This window comes from Luteitalea sp. (assembly GCF_022842525.1).
GTDB lineage: Bacteria > Acidobacteriota > Vicinamibacteria > Vicinamibacterales > Vicinamibacteraceae > Luteitalea.
The window spans coordinates 13243-32193 of record NZ_JALHPM010000035.1 but is presented as its reverse complement, the minus strand read 5'-3'; the positions used below and the strand labels follow the sequence as shown (position 1 = coordinate 32193).

The 18951-nt window shown below is 65.8% G+C and carries 15 protein-coding genes; 12 read left to right on the top strand and 3 right to left on the bottom strand.

The window, feature by feature from the left end:
- The first annotated feature begins 223 nt into the window (after nucleotides 1-223).
- The 9 genes from Q0C41_RS09635 (at nucleotide 224) to Q0C41_RS09595 (ending at nucleotide 11287) form a co-directional block, all read left to right on the top strand.
- Complete coding sequence (locus tag Q0C41_RS09635; RefSeq protein WP_291983232.1) at nucleotides 224-1243, top strand: AAA family ATPase; 1020 nt, start codon at nucleotides 224-226, stop codon at nucleotides 1241-1243.
- Complete coding sequence (locus Q0C41_RS09630; RefSeq protein WP_291983230.1) at nucleotides 1240-1713, top strand: hypothetical protein; 474 nt, start codon at nucleotides 1240-1242, stop codon at nucleotides 1711-1713. Before Q0C41_RS09635 ends, Q0C41_RS09630 begins: the two co-directional genes overlap by 4 nt.
- Complete coding sequence (locus Q0C41_RS09625; protein WP_291983229.1) at nucleotides 1710-2213, top strand: hypothetical protein; 504 nt, start codon at nucleotides 1710-1712, stop codon at nucleotides 2211-2213. The genes Q0C41_RS09630 and Q0C41_RS09625 overlap by 4 nt, the downstream gene beginning before the upstream one ends.
- A complete protein-coding gene (locus tag Q0C41_RS09620) occupies nucleotides 2210-3100 on the top strand; it encodes a CBASS oligonucleotide cyclase (protein ID WP_291983227.1) in 891 nt (296 codons plus the stop codon). The genes Q0C41_RS09625 and Q0C41_RS09620 overlap by 4 nt, the downstream gene beginning before the upstream one ends.
- Nucleotides 3101-3196: 96 nt before the next feature.
- Nucleotides 3197-4714, top strand: a complete 1518-nt coding sequence (locus Q0C41_RS09615; RefSeq protein WP_291983225.1) for an SAVED domain-containing protein — start codon at nucleotides 3197-3199, stop codon at nucleotides 4712-4714.
- A 391-nt stretch (nucleotides 4715-5105) separates the two neighbouring features.
- Nucleotides 5106-5591, top strand: coding sequence for a hypothetical protein (locus Q0C41_RS09610; protein ID WP_291983223.1), 486 nt, complete (start codon nucleotides 5106-5108; stop codon nucleotides 5589-5591).
- Nucleotides 5592-6067: 476 nt separating this feature from the next.
- Nucleotides 6068-9568: a magnesium transporter gene (gene mgtE / locus Q0C41_RS09605; protein WP_291983222.1), complete on the top strand. Its 3501-nt coding sequence runs from the start codon at nucleotides 6068-6070 to the stop codon at nucleotides 9566-9568.
- A gap of 888 nt (nucleotides 9569-10456) precedes the next feature.
- Nucleotides 10457-10930, top strand: a complete 474-nt coding sequence (locus tag Q0C41_RS09600; RefSeq protein ID WP_291983220.1) for a chromate transporter — start codon at nucleotides 10457-10459, stop codon at nucleotides 10928-10930.
- Between the two features lie 168 nt (nucleotides 10931-11098).
- Nucleotides 11099-11287, top strand: coding sequence for a hypothetical protein (locus Q0C41_RS09595; protein ID WP_291983218.1), 189 nt, complete (start codon nucleotides 11099-11101; stop codon nucleotides 11285-11287).
- Nucleotides 11288-11624: 337 nt separating this feature from the next.
- On the opposite strand, the gene Q0C41_RS09590 is transcribed toward Q0C41_RS09595, so the two are convergent.
- The gene (locus tag Q0C41_RS09590) at nucleotides 11625-12506 is read right to left on the bottom strand and encodes a VWA domain-containing protein (RefSeq protein ID WP_291983217.1); all 882 of its coding nucleotides are present in this window, start codon (nucleotides 12504-12506) and stop codon (nucleotides 11625-11627) included.
- A 74-nt stretch (nucleotides 12507-12580) separates the two neighbouring features.
- Between Q0C41_RS09590 and Q0C41_RS09585 the strand changes: the two genes are divergently transcribed.
- Complete coding sequence (locus tag Q0C41_RS09585; RefSeq protein WP_291983215.1) at nucleotides 12581-12952, top strand: hypothetical protein; 372 nt, start codon at nucleotides 12581-12583, stop codon at nucleotides 12950-12952.
- A gap of 14 nt (nucleotides 12953-12966) precedes the next feature.
- Here Q0C41_RS09585 and Q0C41_RS09580 read toward each other — a convergent pair whose 3' ends face one another.
- Both Q0C41_RS09580 and Q0C41_RS09575 read right to left on the bottom strand, forming a co-directional pair.
- Nucleotides 12967-14871: an ATP-binding protein gene (locus Q0C41_RS09580; RefSeq protein WP_291983213.1), complete on the bottom strand. Its 1905-nt coding sequence runs from the start codon at nucleotides 14869-14871 to the stop codon at nucleotides 12967-12969.
- A gap of 4 nt (nucleotides 14872-14875) precedes the next feature.
- Nucleotides 14876-16255: a sigma-54 dependent transcriptional regulator gene (locus tag Q0C41_RS09575; protein ID WP_291983260.1), complete on the bottom strand. Its 1380-nt coding sequence runs from the start codon at nucleotides 16253-16255 to the stop codon at nucleotides 14876-14878.
- 246 nt (nucleotides 16256-16501) lie between these two features.
- On the opposite strand from Q0C41_RS09575, the gene Q0C41_RS09570 reads away from it, so the two are divergent.
- On the top strand, nucleotides 16502-17764 hold the full coding sequence (locus Q0C41_RS09570) for a TolC family protein (RefSeq protein WP_291983211.1): 1263 nt from the start codon (nucleotides 16502-16504) through the stop codon (nucleotides 17762-17764).
- A complete protein-coding gene (locus Q0C41_RS09565) occupies nucleotides 17761-18936 on the top strand; it encodes an efflux RND transporter periplasmic adaptor subunit (protein ID WP_291983210.1) in 1176 nt (391 codons plus the stop codon). The genes Q0C41_RS09570 and Q0C41_RS09565 overlap by 4 nt, the downstream gene beginning before the upstream one ends.
- Nucleotides 18937-18951 lie beyond the last annotated feature (15 nt).

Genomic DNA, 18951 nt, shown 5'->3' with positions numbered 1-18951 from the left:
GCTCCTCCCTGACGAACGGCATTTGCCGTCGGCTCAATGTTAGGATTTCTAACGTCATTGGTCAAGTTGTGCCATAATGCCGTTGCTGCTCGTTTCTGCGCAAGCCTGACGAGCACCAGATGCAGTGTGCCAAACACGACGCTGCGCAAAATATCGCACAGCCAGGGGCGCTCTGGACCCCGATTCAGCAGCGAACACGGCAGAAGACGGCGGAGGTCGAGAGATGAGAGAGCGTGGAAAGCATAGCGACCTGCCTCCTGCTGGAGCGCGGATCGCGGACTGGAGGCAACCGGCGGCCTTTTCGGACCCGGGGGGACGAGCGGTCATCAAGGGCGTCGGTTCGGGTGGCGTCTCCGCGGCCGGCATTCTCGACAGCCGGAATCTGCCGGACCAGGAATTCGCCGGGCTGTGGGAATCGCTGGTGTTTGGGGACGACCTCAAGGACCGTCTCCTTGCCCAAGCGGTGTTGAACTTCACGATTCGCACCCAGGTCTCGCGCGCACACCTGCCGCTGCACGGCATCATCGTTCTTTTCGGCCCTCCAGGCACCGGGAAGACGTCGTTGGCGCGTGGCTTGGCAAGCGCTACCGCGGGCGTTGTCTCCGGCATCGGACGGTTTCTCTACTTGGAGGTCGATCCGCACTCTCTCACGAGTGCAGCGCTCGGTCGGAGCCAGAAGGCTGTGACCGAGCTGCTGGGATCGACAATCACGGAGTACGCGGCGGCGCACCCGCTCATCGTGCTGCTCGATGAGGTGGAGACGCTGGCCGTCGATCGGTCTCGGCTCAGTCTCGAAGCCAATCCGGTCGACGTTCACCGAGCCACTGATGCGGTGCTGGCGCAGCTCGACCTGCTTGCCGACCGGTGCCCGAACGTGCTGTTCGTCGCGACCAGCAATTTTCCGGAAGCCATCGACCGAGCCTTGCTCTCACGGGCAGACCTCGTCCTGGAGGTTCCACTGCCCGGCGCAGCTGCGCGGCGCATGATCTTGCGTTCGACGCTTGAGGCTGTCGGGTCACGGTTTCCAGAGGTCGGGAGGCTCTCGTCCCATTCGGGCTTCGAGCGCCTCGTTGAGGCTTGCTCGGAGCTCGACGGCCGTGGGATTCGCAAGATGGTTGCAGCGGCGTGTGCGTTCAACAAGCAGACGGCCTTGGATCCGAACCGCCTCACACTCGATGACCTTCTTCGGGCAGCTGCTCAAGCACGAGAAGGCGTGACTGCGACGAGACGGAGCCGCGTATGACTGTTGTGTCCAGGCGCGTCCTTGCAACGCCTGCGCGGTCCGCTTCCGCCGCGTGGAACGTCATCGTTGAACTCGTCACGAAGCCCGGAAGCGCCGCCAGGCAGGAACTGCTGGACATCGGAGGCGTGGCCAGTTGTCTCATCGCAGACGAGTCACTGAAGGCTGACCCCTGCGTAGTCTTCGGCTCAGGCCCTAGGCTGCGCGTCTACTGCCTGTACGACGAGGACGCCATCGTAGGTGAAAAGGCCAGCGAAGCCGCGCTGACGTTCACGCCAACAGAAGGCGAGTGGCACATGTCGCTGCCCTGCTCGGCAGAGGATCTTGCGTGGGTCGAGCAATCACTCAAGAAGCGCTCGACGCACGTCACGGCGCGTGAAGCTGGCACGGCGGTAGGCGACGAAGCGACTTCGGCGGACGCAAGTGCTGCCCCAGCGGCGGTCATCGACAGAGAGGCGTTCCTTCGATCATGAGCACACACGTATCGGTCAACACGTGCACGCACGCGGTGACGTACGTCACCGACAAGCTCCTGACGTCGATCAAAGGCATTGTGCTCCTGAGCGGACTGAGTCCGGACAAGCTCACGAATCAGTGGACGGCCCTCGAGCGAGGCGTCAGCGCGTGGTTGCGGTCGCAGGATCTCGAGGAACTGCATCTTGAGGTCTACGACCCCGTCAAGGACACACTCATCGGTCGATGGGACTTCGCGATCTTCTACGGCTTTGAAGGTGACGGCGCCTTCTGGGTTGATCCTGACGCAATCAAGTACCACATCAAGAAGCAGGGAGTCTGGCCGGGCAGCTGCGAATACCGAATTGTCGCGACGACCAAGCCGGGGCGGCCCGACGTGCAGGGATGGTCGCGCACGACGTTGCGCTCGACATCAGGCTTCGTCAAGCAGGGCATCGGCACATCGGTGAATGGCAGCGGGCTGAGCGCTGGAACCGGCTACTGGAGGAAGACCTCATGATCTCCACGCAGGACGCGTTCCGAAAGTTCCGGAGCCGCCTTGAGCTGAACCAGAAGGAGCAGGACGATGCCTCGCGGCGACAGAAGGAGATCCGCGAGGTGATGGATGACGCGTTCGACATCGACCACGATTTCCTGACGGGCTCGTACCGGCGGTGGACGAAGACGAAGCCCCTCAAGGATGTGGACATCTTCTGCGTTCTGGGAGCGAAGGAGCGCCACTATCGCGATAAGCCGCCGGCGACGCTGTTGAGCGCGGTGGAGAGCGCGCTCGCGAAAAAATACGGAAGCGACAAGGTCTCGAAGCAACGTCGGTCCTGCACCGTAGAGTTCGGCGTCACGCCAGTGGACGACCGCACCGACTACAAAGTCATGAGCTTTGACGTAGTGCCGGCCTTTGCAAAAGAGGATCACTACGAGATCCCGGACACGGCCACCTCGTCGGGGTGGACCGAGACGAATCCGACGATCCACTTCGACAAGGCCGTGGAAGCGCAGGAGGCGTACAGCGGCGAATGGAAGGGCCTCGTCCGCATGATGAAGAAGTGGAACGCCCAGCGAGACAAGCCGATCAAGCCGTCTTTCTTGATTGAAGTCATGGCCCTGGAGATTCTGTTGCCGCCGTGGGGTGGCGACTACCGCCGCGAGATGCAGGCGTTCTTCGCCAGCCTCGCCGACCGGATTCATGAGACGTGGGCCGACCCGGCTGGGCTCGGTCCGCCGGTCAGCGACAGCATGGATGCACAGAAGGTCCAGCAAGCGCGAAACGAGCTTCGTGCGGCAGAACGACAGGCAGCCGAAGCCATCCGCTTGGAGCGAGACGGCAAGTTGGGTGATGCCCTTCGTGCCTGGCGGACTCTGTTTGGGCCGCTGTTTCCGGTGGGCTGATCGACGAGGAGGTGAACGTGGTGGCGTTGTTGGCGCTATTCGTGCCGGTTGCGGACACGGCCGAGGCGCCGCTGTCGCCGGAAGGGTGCGACGGACGTGGCTGATTCAGTAGTGCCGCAGTGGCATGGAGCCAACTATCAGGCGCGCATCTTCTGGGAGAACGCGCTCAACCTGCTGGACGACACCTCCTGTGTTGTGGAGGTGACGTTCGAGGCCGACGGTCCGAAGGCGTTCGATGACGTGGTGGTCAAGTACGATCCGCCGGTCGTTAGGTCTGGGCCTGAGCGTGTGCCTGCCGAGTACCATCAAGTCAAGTGGCACGTCGCCTACGACGGTCGATTCGGATTTGAAGACTTCGTCGATCCGGCCTTCATCGGCGCGAAGGCGCACTCGCTCCTGCAGCGACTGCGGGACGCGAAAAGCAAGGCGCCGACAGGTTCACGCTTCGCCTTCGTGACGACCCACCGGGTCAAGGACGGTGATCCACTTGCGGAGTTGATCTCCGGTCATGACAAGTCGCTACTCCTTGAACGTCTGTTCGACGGTACGACGGACAAGAGTCGAAGGGGACAGGTGAGGCGGCTCTGGAGGGAACACCTCAGTCTGCCGGATGATGCCGCACTGCGCAGTGTCGTGGCTGGCTTGCGCGTTCTGGAGGGGCACAGGTCGCTCGACGAGCTGCGGACGAACATCAACTTGCGAGCGAGGGTCGTCGGAATGCTCGCCCAAACCGAGGCGCATTCCGAGTTTCGGTACGACGAGCTGGCGCGCCAGCTCAAGGTGCGCGGCCTGAACGGGCTGACACGCGCAGTCCTTGAGCAGCTGTGTCGCGACGAAGGCCTGTTCGCAGCTTGTGCGGACCAAGACCCCGTTCCGCTGAGCATTGCAGTCCGGAGCTTCCTCGGGCCGGCATCGGACGTCGTGGGCGCGTCTGAAGAGAACACACTTGTACTGGTCGACCACTTTCGCGAGCGATACCTCCGGGACGACCTCGGATGGCAGGGGGACATTCGGCCGGAGGTGCAGCTGTTCCTGCGAGAGCGAGTCCGTGCGGCTGTCGGCCGCGTACGTCTGATTCTCGACGCACACGCGTCCATCGCTTTTCTGGCTGGTGCGACTCTCGATCTGAAGTCAGGCGTCCTCGTTGAGCTTGTTCAGAAGGGGCGTGTGGGAACCAGAACGTGGCGGGCCGACGACGGGACGACTGGGGCGCGCCTCGACACGGTCGTTCACGAGGTGGGCGGGCGTCGCAGGGATATCGCGGTTGCAGTCAGCATTTCGCAGGCCACCGAAGCACAGACGCGCGCTTACGCCGCGTCGCGGCTGCCTGATGTCGGTCGGCTGTTGAGCGCTAGCCTGCCGACGGGACCGGGCCAGCAGAACATTTCGGGCGGCGGCCATGCTGCGGCGGTCGCAGAACAAATCGCAAACGAGATCCGGCGCTTGAAGGCAGACGATCTAGACGCGGTCGTTCACATCTTCGCGGCGTGCCCCAATAGTGTGCTGTTCTACCTGGGCCAGCAGCATCAGGGGATCGCTCCATGCGTCGTCTACGAGTTCGACTTCGACAGGCGAGGGAACAAGACGTACCAGCCGTCGTTCGTGATCGACTAGTCGATGGTTGCAGCATGGCACGCGGGTTCTTAAGGCAACCCACGGTGCCGCTACGGGTACAGCTGACGGAGTCAGAGACGCGCAAATAAGGCACGCATGCGGCGAGCGCTGAACCGCGCGTCAGCGTGCAGCGCGTCAGAGTGACGTGCGGCTCCGGGTGCGGCGTCGCGGTGAGGCGTTCGACGACGGAAGCCGGCGCGGAGGCCCTCGGGGATGCGCAGACCGAGGGCGTCTTCCTCAGGTCATCCAGGATCGAACATCCCGGCGCCGGCCCACCGACGCCCGTGTCGTCACAGGCCCCGAGAACACCTCCCAGACTTTCAGCGAAACCTCGGGGCGGCAGCGCCTCGAGGTCAATCCCTACCGGGAATCGTCGCGGCCCTACGTCATCGTGGGCCTCCTGGCGGAACGACGGGTCGGGCGCGTTCGCCTGTTCATCAACGCCGAGAACCTCACGGACGTGCGAACAGACCCGCTGGAACTCGCTGTTGCGGCCCGCCAAAGGGCCAGACGGCCGGTGGACGCGTGGGCGTCGCTCGACGGCCGGGGTTTGGATGAACTTCTGAGCGGCGAGCCGTGCTTCAGTGCGGGCGCCGCAGGCGAGAATACTGAAACGACTGCTGGCCTCCCCACGGTGTCGTGTGACACGGTTCCGCGCTTCGACGAGTTCGAAGCGCGTGCCGAACTGCTGCGCCAGCGCGTCCTGCGAGTACCGCTGGACCGGCAGGCCGTTGCGCTTCTCTGGACCATCCGGGCCGAACGTCGCGATGATGGCCCCACCGCCAGGCTTGAGCGTGTTCAGCAGATGCTGAATCAGCACGTGTCCCTTCTCTGTCCGCCACCCCTGACAAGCGGGGCCTCGCGTCGACCGCGGTAGCGCTCCCGCACGTCAAGCCGTTACGATAGAAACGGTCGTGGTGAAGCATTTCGCCCTCATCTGCGCGATTACGGGTGTTACGAGCTGCGCCACCGCGCCGACGCTCCCCCTTGTGTCCACGGCAGCGCCGAATCCGAATGGCTGTTTCGCATTCGTATTCGAGCGTCCGGGGTTCAACGGGTCACGCTATGTATTAGATGGACCGCTCCGCGTGGCGCCGCTCGCCACAGTCGTCTCCCCGAACGGTGACTGGGATCGCCGGATCCGAAGCGCCAGGCTCGGCGATACCGCAGCTGTAACCGTCTATGCCGATCCGAATCTCAGCGGCCGATCGGGACGGTTTGGACGAGGAGCGACCGTCTCCCAGAACGAAGGCGGCCTGACGGGACGAATGCAATCCCTGAAACTCGACTGCGAGATTCAATAGGGCTCTCCGCCCGAAGATGCCGTCCTTTCTGCCGCCTTTACGCGCACGCGTGCCGGTCGTCCTCGTTCCGACGACTCTGCTCAGGTTTGCCTCGGCGTGGCGGGCCGCGGCGCTCGCCATCCCGGACGTCGGCGTCGCGGTCTTCTTCGTTGCCGGCGTGGCAAGTTCGGGCTCCGGTGCGCTGGCGCCGTGGTTGGTGGCAGCCGCGGTGCTCCTGGGCCTGACGTGTCGGACGGTGGACGTGGAAGGGTGGGGACTCCGCGTCAGCGGTGGACTGCCCGGGCGGGCGGGAGTGGCGTTTGGCGCCCGCGCAGCCGCGGTGGCCGCCTCGGCGCAACTCCTGGAGCGCGTACTGTTCGCCGCGCTCGTCGCACTCGTCTTCGGCCACTACGTCGCGGCGCTGCCGATGTGGCTCTTCGTGCCGGCGACGCTATGGCCGAGCTACTTGCGGGCGGAGGATCCGGCCAGTCTGGCGGCGGTCCTGCTGCTCGGCTTCGCGTGGGCGAGAGCGCGCCTGGGCTACACCACGGATGTCAACCGCACGGTGACCCGCACGTGGATCGCGGTCGGCATCGTCCTCGTCGTTATCGTCTGGGCAGTGACGGCTGTCGTCGCCACGCCAGCGGTGTTCGGCACCCTCTCGCCGTTCCGCGGCGTGGAAGGCCTGGCGCACGCGCCGGCGACCGCTGTCGGAGTGCTGCTCGGCCTGGTGTTCGCGTTCGGCCATGCGCTGCCCGCGGTGGGCAGCGGCGACAGCCTCGCGCGCGCAGCCGCTGAACTCGAGCCACCGCGGATTCGCGGGGTCTGGCGCACGCTGATCATCCTGACCGCCTACGGCGGGTTCGTCACCGTCGCGTCGACGTTACTGTTCGTGACACTGCTGCCGGTCGACGCGCAACGGGTGTGGGCGGATGTGCCGCTCCTCGGCATCACGCAGTATCTGCCGGTGGCGGCGTGGGCGAGAGCGGTCATCACCCTCGCGGTGGGGGGCGCCGCCACGTTGTTGTTAGGGCAGGCGGCCCGAGCCGGCGTATCCGGCGCCGAGCGGATGCTGGTTCAGCTGGGTCAGCAGGGGCGGCTCACCCGCGCGCTCACGGTGCCGCACGCCCGGCTCGGCACGCTGGCACGCGCGATCGACACGGCCGCCGGCGTCGCGGTCGTGGTCGTCATCAGCAGCGCCGGCAGAGTCGAATGGCTGGCGCACGCCTATGCCGCGTGCCTGGCGTGGACGCTGGTTCTGAAGGTCACGGTGCTCATCCGGCTGCGCCGCCCGATCGAAGAGGCGCCGTTCCGCGTCCCGTTTACCCTGCCCCTAGGCCAGCGTGAGTGGCCGCTCGGCCTCGTGACAGTCGGGCTCATCGTCGGCCTCACGTGGCTCACGATGGTACTGGGCGGCGATGCGCCGACCATCGGTGCCAGCCTGGCCTTACTGACGGTAGCAAGCCTGTTCGGACTCTCGGCTGAACAACTGCCCGAACGTCCCGCCGAGGACATGGACCCGCTGCAGCTCATCTCGTCACCGGCCCTGACCCTGGAGCAGGTGGCGGCCAGGCCTGGCGGAGTACTGATTGCGGTCCGCAATCCGCATTCGCTCGCCCATCTCAATCACGCCCTGACGCTGACCGGCGATCGCGATCTCATCGTGATGACCGTTCGCCTGGTTGGCCTCGATGCCGAGTACGAAGACCCGCACGCTCCGCATCCGACGGCGACCGAGCAGGAGCTCTTCTCGCGCGTCATGGCGCTCGCCGAGCGTCACGACCGTCCCGTGCGGCTGCTGATCGTCCCGGCCTACAACGTGTTCGACGCCACGGTAACGGCGGTGCTGCGGCTGCAGGCATCCGATGTCTACGTCGGTGAATCGACGACCCTGTCGGCCGAGCAGCAGGCGCGCCTGCTCGGCGACGCGTGGGAGCGTGCCGACACCGGCCACCTGCAGGGCGTCCGGCTCGTCGTCCATCACCGCAGCAGCCGGACCGACACGTATCATCTCGGCGCCCACGACCCCGAACTCTCCTCGCGCGATCTCGATCTCATTCATCACGTATGGCTCGACGCCGTCAAGGCGGTCGGACCACACGTCCATCACCACGATGTGGTGCGAGCGGCCCTGACGCAAATGGCGGAACAACTCAACGGACCTGGCCGCGAGGCCGCGCTCGCGGCAATCCAGACGGCCGCGCGCCCCGGCGATGAACTCGCCGCCATCGTGCGCACACGCGACTACGCGCGGCTGCGCGACATGATCCGCAATCGCCCGGCGGAATCGGTGGCGACGATGCTCGCCGACCTGACGATCGAGGACCAGGTGGTCGTCTTCCGCCTGTTGCCGCGCAAGGATGCCGCCGCCGCGTTCGAGTACCTGACCCACGACGAACAGGAGCGGCTGCTGAAAGCAATGGCGCAGGAAGACGTCGCCGCGCTGCTCAACGAGATGGCGCCAGACGACCGCACGATGTTCCTCGAAGAACTGCCGGCGCCGGTCACGCGGCAGCTGCTGGCCCTGCTGACGCCGGAGGAACGGGCGATCGCCAGCACGCTGCTCGGCTATCCCGAGGCTTCGATCGGCCGCCTGATGACGCCCGCGTATATCGCGGTCGGGGAGCACTGGACGATTCAGGAAGTGCTCGATTTCATCCGCGAGCACGGCCAGGACTCGGAGACGCTCAACGTCATCTACGTGCTCGACGAGCATGGCCGGCTGATCGACGACATCCGGATTCGCGAGCTCCTGCTGACGAAGCCGTCCAGCCGGGTCTCGGACTTGATGGACCGGCGCTACGTGGCGCTCAAGGCGACCGACGATCAGGCAGCGGCCGTCGCCGAGTTTCGAGCGCACGACCGGACGGCGTTGCCGGTCACCGACACCGCTGGCATGCTCATCGGCATCGTCACCATCGATGACGTCCTGGACGTCGCGGAAGCCCGGACGACGGAAGAGATTCAGCGCATCGGCGGTTCGGAAGCTCTCGACGAGCCCTACATGGTGATCTCCTTCAGACGGATGATTCAGAAGCGGGCCGGCTGGCTGACCGCCCTGTTCCTCGGCGAAATGTTGACGGCGACCGCGATGGGGGCGTTCGAAGCGGAGATCGAGCGTGCGGTCGTCCTTGCGCTGTTCGTCCCGCTCATCATCTCGAGCGGCGGCAACTCGGGTTCGCAGGCGTCGACGCTGGTCATTCGTGCCCTCGCGCTGGGCGAGGTCACGTTGCGTGACTGGTGGCGCGTGGTCCGGCGCGAGATCGCCGCCGGACTGGCGCTGGGCGCCATCCTTGGCACCATTGGCTTCCTGCGCATCAGTATCTGGTCGGCGTTCTCGACCATCTACGGCCCGCACTGGCTGCTGGTGGCGTGGACGGTCGGACTGGCGCTGGTCGGCATCGTCCTTTGGGGGACACTCGTCGGATCGCTGCTGCCGTTCGTGTTGCGGCGGCTCGGCTTTGACCCCGCAACCTCATCGGCGCCGTTTGTCGCGACCCTGGTCGATGTCACCGGCTTGATCATCTATTTCAGCGTCGCGCTGATGCTTCTGCGCGGGACGCTGCTTTAGTGGCCCATCAGGGCTCAGATCCACCCACGGCGCTTCAATCTGGCCTCCACGACCTTGTCATCGCGACGTAGCACGTTAACGTCAGCGCCAACAGCGCCAAATGGAGCGACGGCAATAGCGAGAACCCGAGGTAAGTTCCGAGTCCCGTAAAGCGCAGACTCATCCCCCGGGACCTTCAGATGCTCCCGGCGCCTGTTCGCGCCGCCTCGAGGCGGAATACACCCGGCTTCATGTGCAGCGGCTGAACACCGCGGCGTTCGTCACCATGGCGAATCCAAACGACCCCGATCCGCTGGCACGCCTCCGAGTTGCTCGGCAGTTACGTCGGTCTGATCATCTGGGCGGAGAAGGCATGCACCCGTCGGCCACAAGCCATAAGTGTTCGCACGCAGTGCAGAAGTACCAGCGTTCGATGTTGAACCGCGTCACCGTCAGAACCGTTGCGGGGCTCTGGCAGGCCGGACACGATGGGCCAGGCGTGAACAGAGCTGGTGTTTTCAGCGACATTCCCGATGGATTGCTCTCAGAGCATACGCCCAAAGCTGTGCGCGGCCTGCGCAAGTTCACCGATGCATCGAAATCCGTGACTAGAGCTGGCGTGACCAGCCAGCCTTTAGCTGCGGTGAATTTCGTCGGCCCAGCTCACGGCCAAGCTGTGTGTCGGATGCAGCTTGGCCGTACTCAGCTCGCCGTCTCGGAAGACCTGGGGTTTCGATGGCGCACCCAGCCGCGGTGTGCGAGATGCGGACGCAGTTCGGGGCGTGTCTCATGGCCGTTGCGATACACCGACCCTGTCGATCCCCGACCAGCGTTTAACGAAATGCATTCGGGGGGACTCGTGCCACTGCGAAAGATCATCGTGAAACATTGCCACGAGCGCGGACGGCTATGTGGTTGTCGTTCAGCGGCTTCGCCTCTTTGCCTGTGATTCGAGAAGAGCTGGTCGTCGCTCGCGCGGTGATCACCGACCAGCAACTGAACAGTGGCAGCGCGATCAGCCCGGCGTCACCCGGGCCTCTCGGGCTGTACGTCGTCATGGCCGGCTACTTCGCGGCGGGCTGGGCCGGGGCCCTCGTAGTTGTGCTGGCCCTCGCGTCGCCAGCCGTGTTGGTCGTGGCGACCGTGCGCCTGGTCCTCCGCCAGCAGGCAGCGCCGGTCCGGGGCGCCTGCTCGGCCATCGTCCTGGCGTCGTGTGTCCTGATGGCCGCGACGAGCACACAGCTGGCCGCCGACGCCATTCCGACCTGGCCGCTCACGGCCCTGGCGCTTGGCGGTGTCGTCGCTCTCGCGAGCGGACGGGTTCCCCCAGTCGTGGTTATCCTCGCGTCTGCGGCGATGGGGCCTTTGCTGTGGAGGCCGTGACGATCAGGCGCGTCTGATGGAGGGGTGCCTGAGAACGGCGAGGCCCAATCCCTGTGGGGTGCGATACTGCTGCTCATGGGTACGGAAAGTCCCGCAGAAGCCGGACGGAACGCCGCAACGGGGAGGCTCGTCGTCCTCACCCGGAGCGGCTGCGCCAATACTGCGACCATGCAGGCCCGGCTCAATCTGGCGTTGCGACGACTTGGCCTGCCGGACGACGACTACGACGTCGTCGACGTCGATGCGCTGGAACTCCTTGATGGGCGACGAGGCTATGACACTCCGACGGTGCTGTGTCGCGGTCGCGACATCTTCGGCCTGCCAGAGCCTGTCGCGCGGCGGCTCGCACCCACCTGACGTATCTATCCGGGCGGAGTTCCGTCCGTTCACGCGTTGACCGAGGCGCTGCTATCGTCCACGTATCGTGATCAGATTCGCGACTAACGCCTAGGCAGCCACTCGAGCCAACCGCTGCAGTGATCCGTGGAACAGCGATGGCGAAATCGCCGGCGCACTTGTTCATCAGCCGAAGCCTGCGCGGCTTGCAGTGTCTCGAAACGTCCGTCCAGCGGCTGCACGGCCCTCGTGTCGTCAATCGCCTCGATGATGTACAGATCATCGGCTACGTGATGCACGCAGGTGACCAGGTCGCCGTGAATGCGGCGCCATGTCGAACGCGGTACGTCATGGTGACTCATCGGCTGGGTCCGTAGTACCCGGGTCGTGCGCGGACCGTCACGCCGCCACGCTCGACGCGCACGGCGATCCGCCGGTACCGGCCGTCGCGAGCCGTGTTGGTCGACTGGTACGCCAGGGCGTACTGGTGCGACAGTTCGTCGAGAATGTCGCGGTAGAGGGCGGCCAGTTCCGTGGACTGCTGAGGGAAGAAGGCACGACCGCCCGTCTGTTGCGCCAGGCGACGCAGATCGTACTGCCCCGGGCGTTCAGCGCTCACTGTCGGTAACGACATCCGCCAGCCAAGACCGATGGCATAGATCGCGATGCCCGACCGCACTGCCGTGTCGAGTACTTCGTCGAAGCTCAGGAGGCTCGATGTGTCCTCGCCATCCGACAACACGACAATCGCCCGGCGCCGGAGGTTTGCAGGTTCGGCGCGCTGGCGTTCCAGACCCCTGAGCGCGATGTAGACGGCGTTGTAAAGTGACGTCGAGCCGCCCGCGTGGACACGACCGATCGCCTCATGCAGGGCCTGTCGGTCGCCTGTGAAATCCTGAACGATCTCGACCTTCGAATCGAAGTCGACCACTGACGCGACATCCCGTTCGCTCAGGGCATCGACGAACCCCACCGCGGCTTGCTGGGCGGCAGCCATGCTCTCCTGCATGCTGGCACTGGTATCGAGGAGTAACGCCACGGCCAAGGGCACGCCGATCGGCTGGAAGTGCACGACCTGCTGCGGGCGGTTGTCCTCGAACACCGTGAAGTCGCTGCGCCCGAGATCTCTGATAAGACGCTGCTGGCCGTCACGTACGGTGACATCGACGTTGACGAGATCGACACCGCCGCGGAAAGCCGGCGGCGCCTGTCCCGATAGCCAGATACCGCTGGCCACCACGAAGGCGACGGTCGCTACGAGCCACACGCGGACTGCGCTAAGATCGGGTCCTGGTGACAAGAGTCATCCTCTTCATGTCCATGACGATCGTGTTGTCCGCGTGCGCCCCGGCCGTGCGTCAGTCCTCGTCGTCGGCTTCGCCTGGTGCGCCGAATCCCAACGGATGCTACGCGTTCATCTTCAGCGACGTCTCATACGCCGGCGAGCGCACGGTGGTGAACGGTCCGCGCCGCATCTCGTCACTGGCGACCTTACCCTCGCCGTCCGGGACGTGGGATGGCCGCATTCGCAGTCTTCAGGTCGGACTGTCCGCCACGCTCAGCCTGCACGCTCAGCCTGAACTGTCTGGCGCGACTGCCCGCTTTGCCGCCGGCACGTCCGTGCCGCGTCTCGACGCCTCCCTCGCGGGCAAAGTCCGGTCGTTGAACCTCGAGTGCCGGCCGTAGCCGGGACGAACGTGTCAGGCTGACGGCGCCAGTGCGTCTGCAGCCTCGAATACGCGCTGCCGAACCGGCAGTTGCACCGTAATCCGTGTGCCGATCTCGCCGTCACCGGTCGTACAGCGAATCCTGCCGCCATGCAACTCCACGATCTGGCGGCACATGTAGAGTCCGATGCCGGCACCACGCGCAGTACGTCGATCGTCGAGGTGCTGGTGTTCGAGACGGAAGAACTTCTCGAAGACCCGCTCTCGATACTCGCGGGGAATCCCCGGGCCGGTGTCGTGGACCGAGATGGCCACCTGGCCCACGCGGGCGTCGCCGGATGGTCGCTCGAAGGTGGCCTCGACCCTGATTGCGCCGCCACGCGGCGTGTACTTCAACGCGTTCGAGAGCAGGTTGTCGAAGACGATGCGGAGCCGGGGGCGGTCGGCCGCGAGCGGCGGCAGATTGCTCGCGACAGCGCGTTCCATGCTGACCCCTAACCCCGCTGCTTGCGCCTCGGCAGAGCCGACGACTTCGGCCAGCAAGCGCGTCAGCTGAACCGGTTCGAGCGCGAGGCGCAGTTCCCCTGCCTCGATGCGCGTCAGATCGAGAAATTCGTGGACGGTTTCGTTCAGCTGCTCGACGCCCATCAGTGACGTGGCAATGAGTTCCTGTTCGCGCGCCGGCAGGGCCGCTGCGGCTTCCTGCAACATCAGCAGCGTCATCCGCAGGGTCGTCAGAGGGGTCTGCAGTTCGTGCGATGCCACGGCGACCAGCTCCGACCGCATCTCATCGACCCGCGCCAGTTCCGTGACGTCTGACAGCAGCAGGATGGCACCGTGGGGGGCGCCGGTGGTCGGCATGTGAACGACGCGGGGCAGGAGGCGATGTCGGCGGCCCTGACGTTCGATCTGTACCGTTCGCGTCAGGTCGGTATTCAGGCCGACCTCGCTGGCCGTTCGCAGCGCCTCGAGAATCGTCGCGTGGTCCAGCCCCTCCAGATGCAATTCGTGCAGTGTTGCGGGTGTGGCCAGGTGTGCGGCGCGACAGGTCGCCTGCGCCATGCGATTCATCGACAGGATTCGGCCGTCTGGCGCCAGCAGCAACACGGCGTCGGGCAAGGCTTCCAAGGTCGCTTCCAGCGCCTGCTTCGCCTCGATCATCTCGCGCACGTTCGTGCGGCGGAACTCGGCCAGGTCGGTGGCCATATCGTTGAAGGCGGCGGCCAGTTCACCCAGCTCGTCGCCGGAGCGCAGGTCGATGCGTTCATCGAACTCGCCGCGACGAATGGCGTCGGCCCCGCGTGTGAGCCGGCGAAGCGGCGTCACAATCCGATTCGTCAGGTGCCACGACACCAGCACCGCGAAGGCCAGTGCCACCACGGTGGTGAAGAGAACCGCGCGACGCGATGATGCCGCCTCGTCACGGGCGGTCGTCACCGCCTGGCGGGCGAGGGTGAAGTGCCGATCGCGAATGACCGTGGTGAGGTTTACGGCGCGGCGGAGCAACGGGTTGGCGCGCTCGTGATACTGGCCGAGGGCTTCTTCGGCCGACGCGACCGGAATCACCGCATCCGCCGCTTGACGATACTCTTCGAGCGCGGTCTTGAGCGGCGTGGCCAGCTCCTGTTCATCGACGGGGCCGAGGACATCGAACAGATCGCCGACCGCCCGGTCCACGACCGTCCGCTCACGCGCCAGCTCGGCCCGCCCCTGCGCCTCACCGGCCAGCACCAGGAGCACCGCGTCGTCTTCGCGTTCCAGCGCCCCCGACAGCTTGGAGGTGACCGCGGTGACGGCTTCGCTGTCACGAACCGTGTCCGTGACCACGCCGCTGAGACGAGACAGGGCGACGAACGTCCACATGCTGGCCATCACCGTCGTGCAGACGAGCAGCACCGCCGCGATCCCGAAACGTTGACGCAGGCTGATGCGCAACATGCGGTCAGACCAGGCCATAGCGCTTGCGTTTGCGCTGCAGGGTCGTGGCGTCGATGTCCAGCGTCCGCGCGGCGGCCTCTAATGAGGGCGCTTGCGCGACGACGCGGGCAATGTGTTCACGTTCGAGCAGATCGAGCGAGATCGGCGCGCCAACGCGGACGCCGCCGTCGGCCGACGGTGTCGAATGAGCACCGTTTGCGAGCCCGAGGTCGGCTGGCGTCAGCTGCGGACCTGGCGCGAGAATGACCGCTCGTTCAACGGCATTGCGCAGCTCGCGGAGGTTGCCGGGCCACGCGTGCGCCTGCATCGCACGGTCGGCCTCCGGAGAGAACCGCAGGTCGTGACGGCCCTGTTTGCGTCCGAACCGTTCTAGGTAGTAGTCGGCGAGCAACCGGATGTCTTCGGCGCGCTCGCGCAACGGCGGCACCGTGAGGGTGATGACGTTGAGACGGTAGAACAAATCCTCGCGGAAACGGCCGCTCTGCACTTCGGCGTCCAGCGCTCGATTGGTCGCCGCGATGACCCGCACATCGGCCTGGCGTTCGCGCGCTTCGCCCAGGCGCTCGTAGGTGCGGTCGTTGAGAAAGCGCAGCAGGCGAGCTTGCGCATCAGCGCTGAGATCGCCGACTTCGTCGAGGAACAACGTGCCGCCTTCGGCCTCCTGCACCTTGCCAGCGACATCGGCGACGGCGCCAGTAAAGGCCCCTTTGCGGTGGCCGAAGAGCGCGCTCGTCATCAGCTCGCCAGCCAGGGCCGGACAGTTCACCGTCGCAAACGGCGCCGTGGCCCGCGGGCCGTTGGCGCGCAGCCAGCGGGCGAGGAGGTTCTTGCCCGTCCCGCTTTCGCCACGCAACAGGACGACGGCATCAGAGGCGGCAGCGCGGCCGGCGGTGTGAAGGAACTGCCGGAACGTCTGGCTGCGCGTGTCGAAGAGGGCCGGCTCACCCGTTTCATCGAGGGCGTCCTGCAACTCGGTCAGTCGCCGTCGGAGCCGCTGTGCTTCAAGGACCCGGTTGGCGGTCAGGCGAATCTGGTCGGGCGTGAACGGCTTCGGAATGTAGTCCACCGCCCCCCGTTTCACGGCATCCACGGCGCTTTCGATGGAGGCGAATGCCGTGACGACGATGACACCGAGGTCGGTCTGTCGCTGGAGCATCTCTGGCAACACCTCAATGCCCGCCTCGGCGCCCAGCCAGAGATCAAGGAACACGACGTCGAAGTGGGCGCGTTCCAGAGCTTCGAGCGCCGCTTGTCCCGTGGCCACGCCGAGCACGCGAGCGCCAGCCGCTTCGAGGCATAGGCGCAGGGACTGCCGCACGCCGGCATCGTCATCCACAATCAGCGCGGACCAGGGCGCCTGACAGGCGACAAAGGTTCCCGTCATCGTCCGGTGCCCTCTTGCAAGACAGCTGACATGGGCCAAGAATCCCACGCCGCGCGGCACTGGGCAAGCCCGGCCTGCCGCGGTGTCGCGTTGTCCGGGCGAAATGCAGGAACCGTGAGGCCGTTTCGATGCAAGTTGCCCGGTCGGTGCTGCCGGCTGACCGCCGGACCCGAGAGTGGTGGGCGGGAAAGACTAGCGAATTGCCGTGCCGAAGGTTCAGGCACAACCCCTGCACTACGCGGCAGCGTGCGCCTCACGTGGCTCGTTCTTCTGGTGGTAACGGTGTGCGGGTCGACGGCCTGGGGACAGACGCGCGCTGCCCTGACGATTGACCAGGCCGTGGACCGGGCTCTCGAGCACAACCTGGCCGTACTCGCCGAACGTGTCAATCTCTCGATTGCGGATGCTCGCCTGGTCACCGCGCGACTGCGGCCGAATCCTGTATTCAGCCTTGGCGCCGATCATCTCGACTGGCTCGGCACAGGCTACGACCAGGTCAACAACGCCGGGCCGCCGGAGTACAGCGCGCGAACCGATTTCCTGTTCGAGCGCGGCGGCAAACGGGCGCGACGGATTGACTTGGCCACTGCCGTGCGCACGACGAGCCAACTGCTGTTTGAAGACCGTGTCCGGCAACTGACGCTGGACGTGCAGACGGCATGCGCAGACGTGCTTCGAGCTCGCTCGACACTCGCGCTCGCCCAGGACAGCCTGGCGGCACTGAATGACCTGGTACGGCTCAACGAACAACGGGTCCGCGCCGGCGATCTGGCCGCGGTCGAACTGTTGCGAACCCAGCTCGCGCAACTGCAATTCGAGACCACCGTTCGTCAGGCGGAGGTCGGCTTGCGGGTGGCGCGGACAAGACTGCAGGCGCTAATCGGCCTCGCCGCGACCGACCCATTGCCGGAGATTGAAGATGACCCGAGCCGCGTCCGTCCGGCCGTCGATCTCGCCGATGTGACGGCACGAGCGCTGGCGCAGCGACCGGATCTCCTCGCCGCGCGGGCCGAGCAGGCGCGTTCGCAAGCCGAAGTACGACTGCAACTGGCACAGGGGCTGGTCGACTACTCGGTGGGTGCCGAGTACCGCCGGCAGCAGGGCGTCGCTGGCAAGGGCAACTCGATTGGTGTCTTCTTTAGTAGCAACCTGCCACTGTTCAACCGGAATCAGGGCGAGATTGCCCGCGCCAGGGCAGAGCAGCAGCAGCTCGAGTTGCAGGGAGCGGTGCTGGAGCGGAATGTCCGTCAGGACGTCGACACCTCGTTCGCCCAGTACGAGGCGTCGCGGGCCATTCTCGATCGCCTCGAAGCCAGCATGCTGGACCGCGCTCGCGAGGTCCGGCGGATCACCGAGTACTCGTACCGACGAGGTGAAGCGAGCCTCATCGAATACCTCGATGCGCAGCGGGCGTACAACGACACGATGCAAACCTACAACGACGCTCGCGCCGATTTTGCCCGGAGCGTGTTCCAGCTGCGCGCCGCAGCGGGTGATCGTCGGCCATGACACGTCCGATCGTCCTCCTCTTCACGATCTCGGCCTTTGCGGTGGCAGCTGGCGCTTGTCGCCGGTCGGCCCCGGCGAATACGACGACAGGGACTGCCGTCGGCGGAGCTGGCGTCACCGCCACCTCGGATGACGTCGTCTTTGCTCCTGACTCGCCGCAACTCAAGCGCATCACCCTGCAGTCGGTGCAGACCGCACGCGTGCCGGTCGACGTCATCAACGCGCCGGGGAAGATCGAAGCCGATCCCAACCGGATCGCCAAGGTGGCGGTACCGGCGGCCGGACGCGTGGCGCGGGTGTTTGTGCGCGTCGGCGATGCGGTGAAGCAGGGGATGCCACTGCTGGCCCTGCAGAGTCCCGAGGTCGACACGACGATCTCGGTGTTGCGGCAGGCGTCCGCGCGGCTCGGGCAGGCGCGCGCGGCGCAGGCCAAAGCCGAGGCCGACCGCACCCGCGTGCACGATCTGTTTGAGAATCAGGCGATTGCGCAGAAGGACGTGCTCGTCGCCGACGCCGCGGCGGCGCAGGCGAACGCCGACGTCGAGTCGGCGCAGGCCAGTGTGGCGGAGGGCCGTCGCAAACTCGCGATCTACGGCGTCGACCCCGAGGCCTCCGAAGGTGTACTCACGCTGAGAGCGCCGGTTGCCGGCAAGGTCCTCGAGATGACGGGTGTGGCCGGGGAGTATCGCAGCGACACCGCCGACCCGTTGCTGACGATCGCCGATCTCGGCGAAGTCTTTGTGACGGCGGACGTGCCGGAAACCCAGATCCGACTGGTCACGGTCGGGTCACCCCTGTCGGTGACACTGGCGGCGTTCCCGGACGAGACATTCCAGGCCAAGGTCGCGCGCATCGGTGAATCCGTGGATCCGCAGACCCGCACCGTTCGAGTGCGCGCCAGCCTGGCCAATCCCGATGGGCGCTTGCGTCCGGAGATGTTCGGCCGCGTGCGCTACACCGCCAACTTTCGCGACCTGCCCGTCGTGCCGCCGGCCGCCATCGTGCACGGCGAAGACCGCATCACCGTGTTCGTCGAATCGGCGCCGGGACGCTTTCGCGCGGTGCCGGTGGAAATCGGGACCCGTCACGGCGACCTCGTCCCCGTCTTGCGCGGCCTCGACCCGTCGAGCCGGGTCGTCGTCGATGGCGCCATGCTGCTGGTTCGTCGCTAGATTCGAGGACGTCGC

What these genes read in the sequence shown, in the direction of transcription:
- Q0C41_RS09635 (WP_291983232.1), top strand. Translation starts at nt 224, where the DNA reads ATGAGAGAGCGTGGAAAGCATAGCGACCTGCCTCCTGCTGGAGCGCGG.
- Q0C41_RS09630 (WP_291983230.1), top strand. Translation starts at nt 1,240, where the DNA reads ATGACTGTTGTGTCCAGGCGCGTCCTTGCAACGCCTGCGCGGTCCGCT.
- Q0C41_RS09625 (WP_291983229.1), top strand. Translation starts at nt 1,710, where the DNA reads ATGAGCACACACGTATCGGTCAACACGTGCACGCACGCGGTGACGTAC.
- Q0C41_RS09620 (WP_291983227.1), top strand. Translation starts at nt 2,210, where the DNA reads ATGATCTCCACGCAGGACGCGTTCCGAAAGTTCCGGAGCCGCCTTGAG.
- Q0C41_RS09600 (WP_291983220.1), top strand. Translation starts at nt 10,457, where the DNA reads ATGTGGTTGTCGTTCAGCGGCTTCGCCTCTTTGCCTGTGATTCGAGAA.
- Q0C41_RS09595 (WP_291983218.1), top strand. Translation starts at nt 11,099, where the DNA reads ATGCAGGCCCGGCTCAATCTGGCGTTGCGACGACTTGGCCTGCCGGAC.
- Q0C41_RS09585 (WP_291983215.1), top strand. Translation starts at nt 12,581, where the DNA reads ATGTCCATGACGATCGTGTTGTCCGCGTGCGCCCCGGCCGTGCGTCAG.
- Q0C41_RS09580 (WP_291983213.1), bottom strand. Translation starts at nt 14,871, where the DNA reads ATGTTGCGCATCAGCCTGCGTCAACGTTTCGGGATCGCGGCGGTGCTG.
- Q0C41_RS09575 (WP_291983260.1), bottom strand. Translation starts at nt 16,255, where the DNA reads ATGACGGGAACCTTTGTCGCCTGTCAGGCGCCCTGGTCCGCGCTGATT.
- Q0C41_RS09565 (WP_291983210.1), top strand. Translation starts at nt 17,761, where the DNA reads ATGACACGTCCGATCGTCCTCCTCTTCACGATCTCGGCCTTTGCGGTG.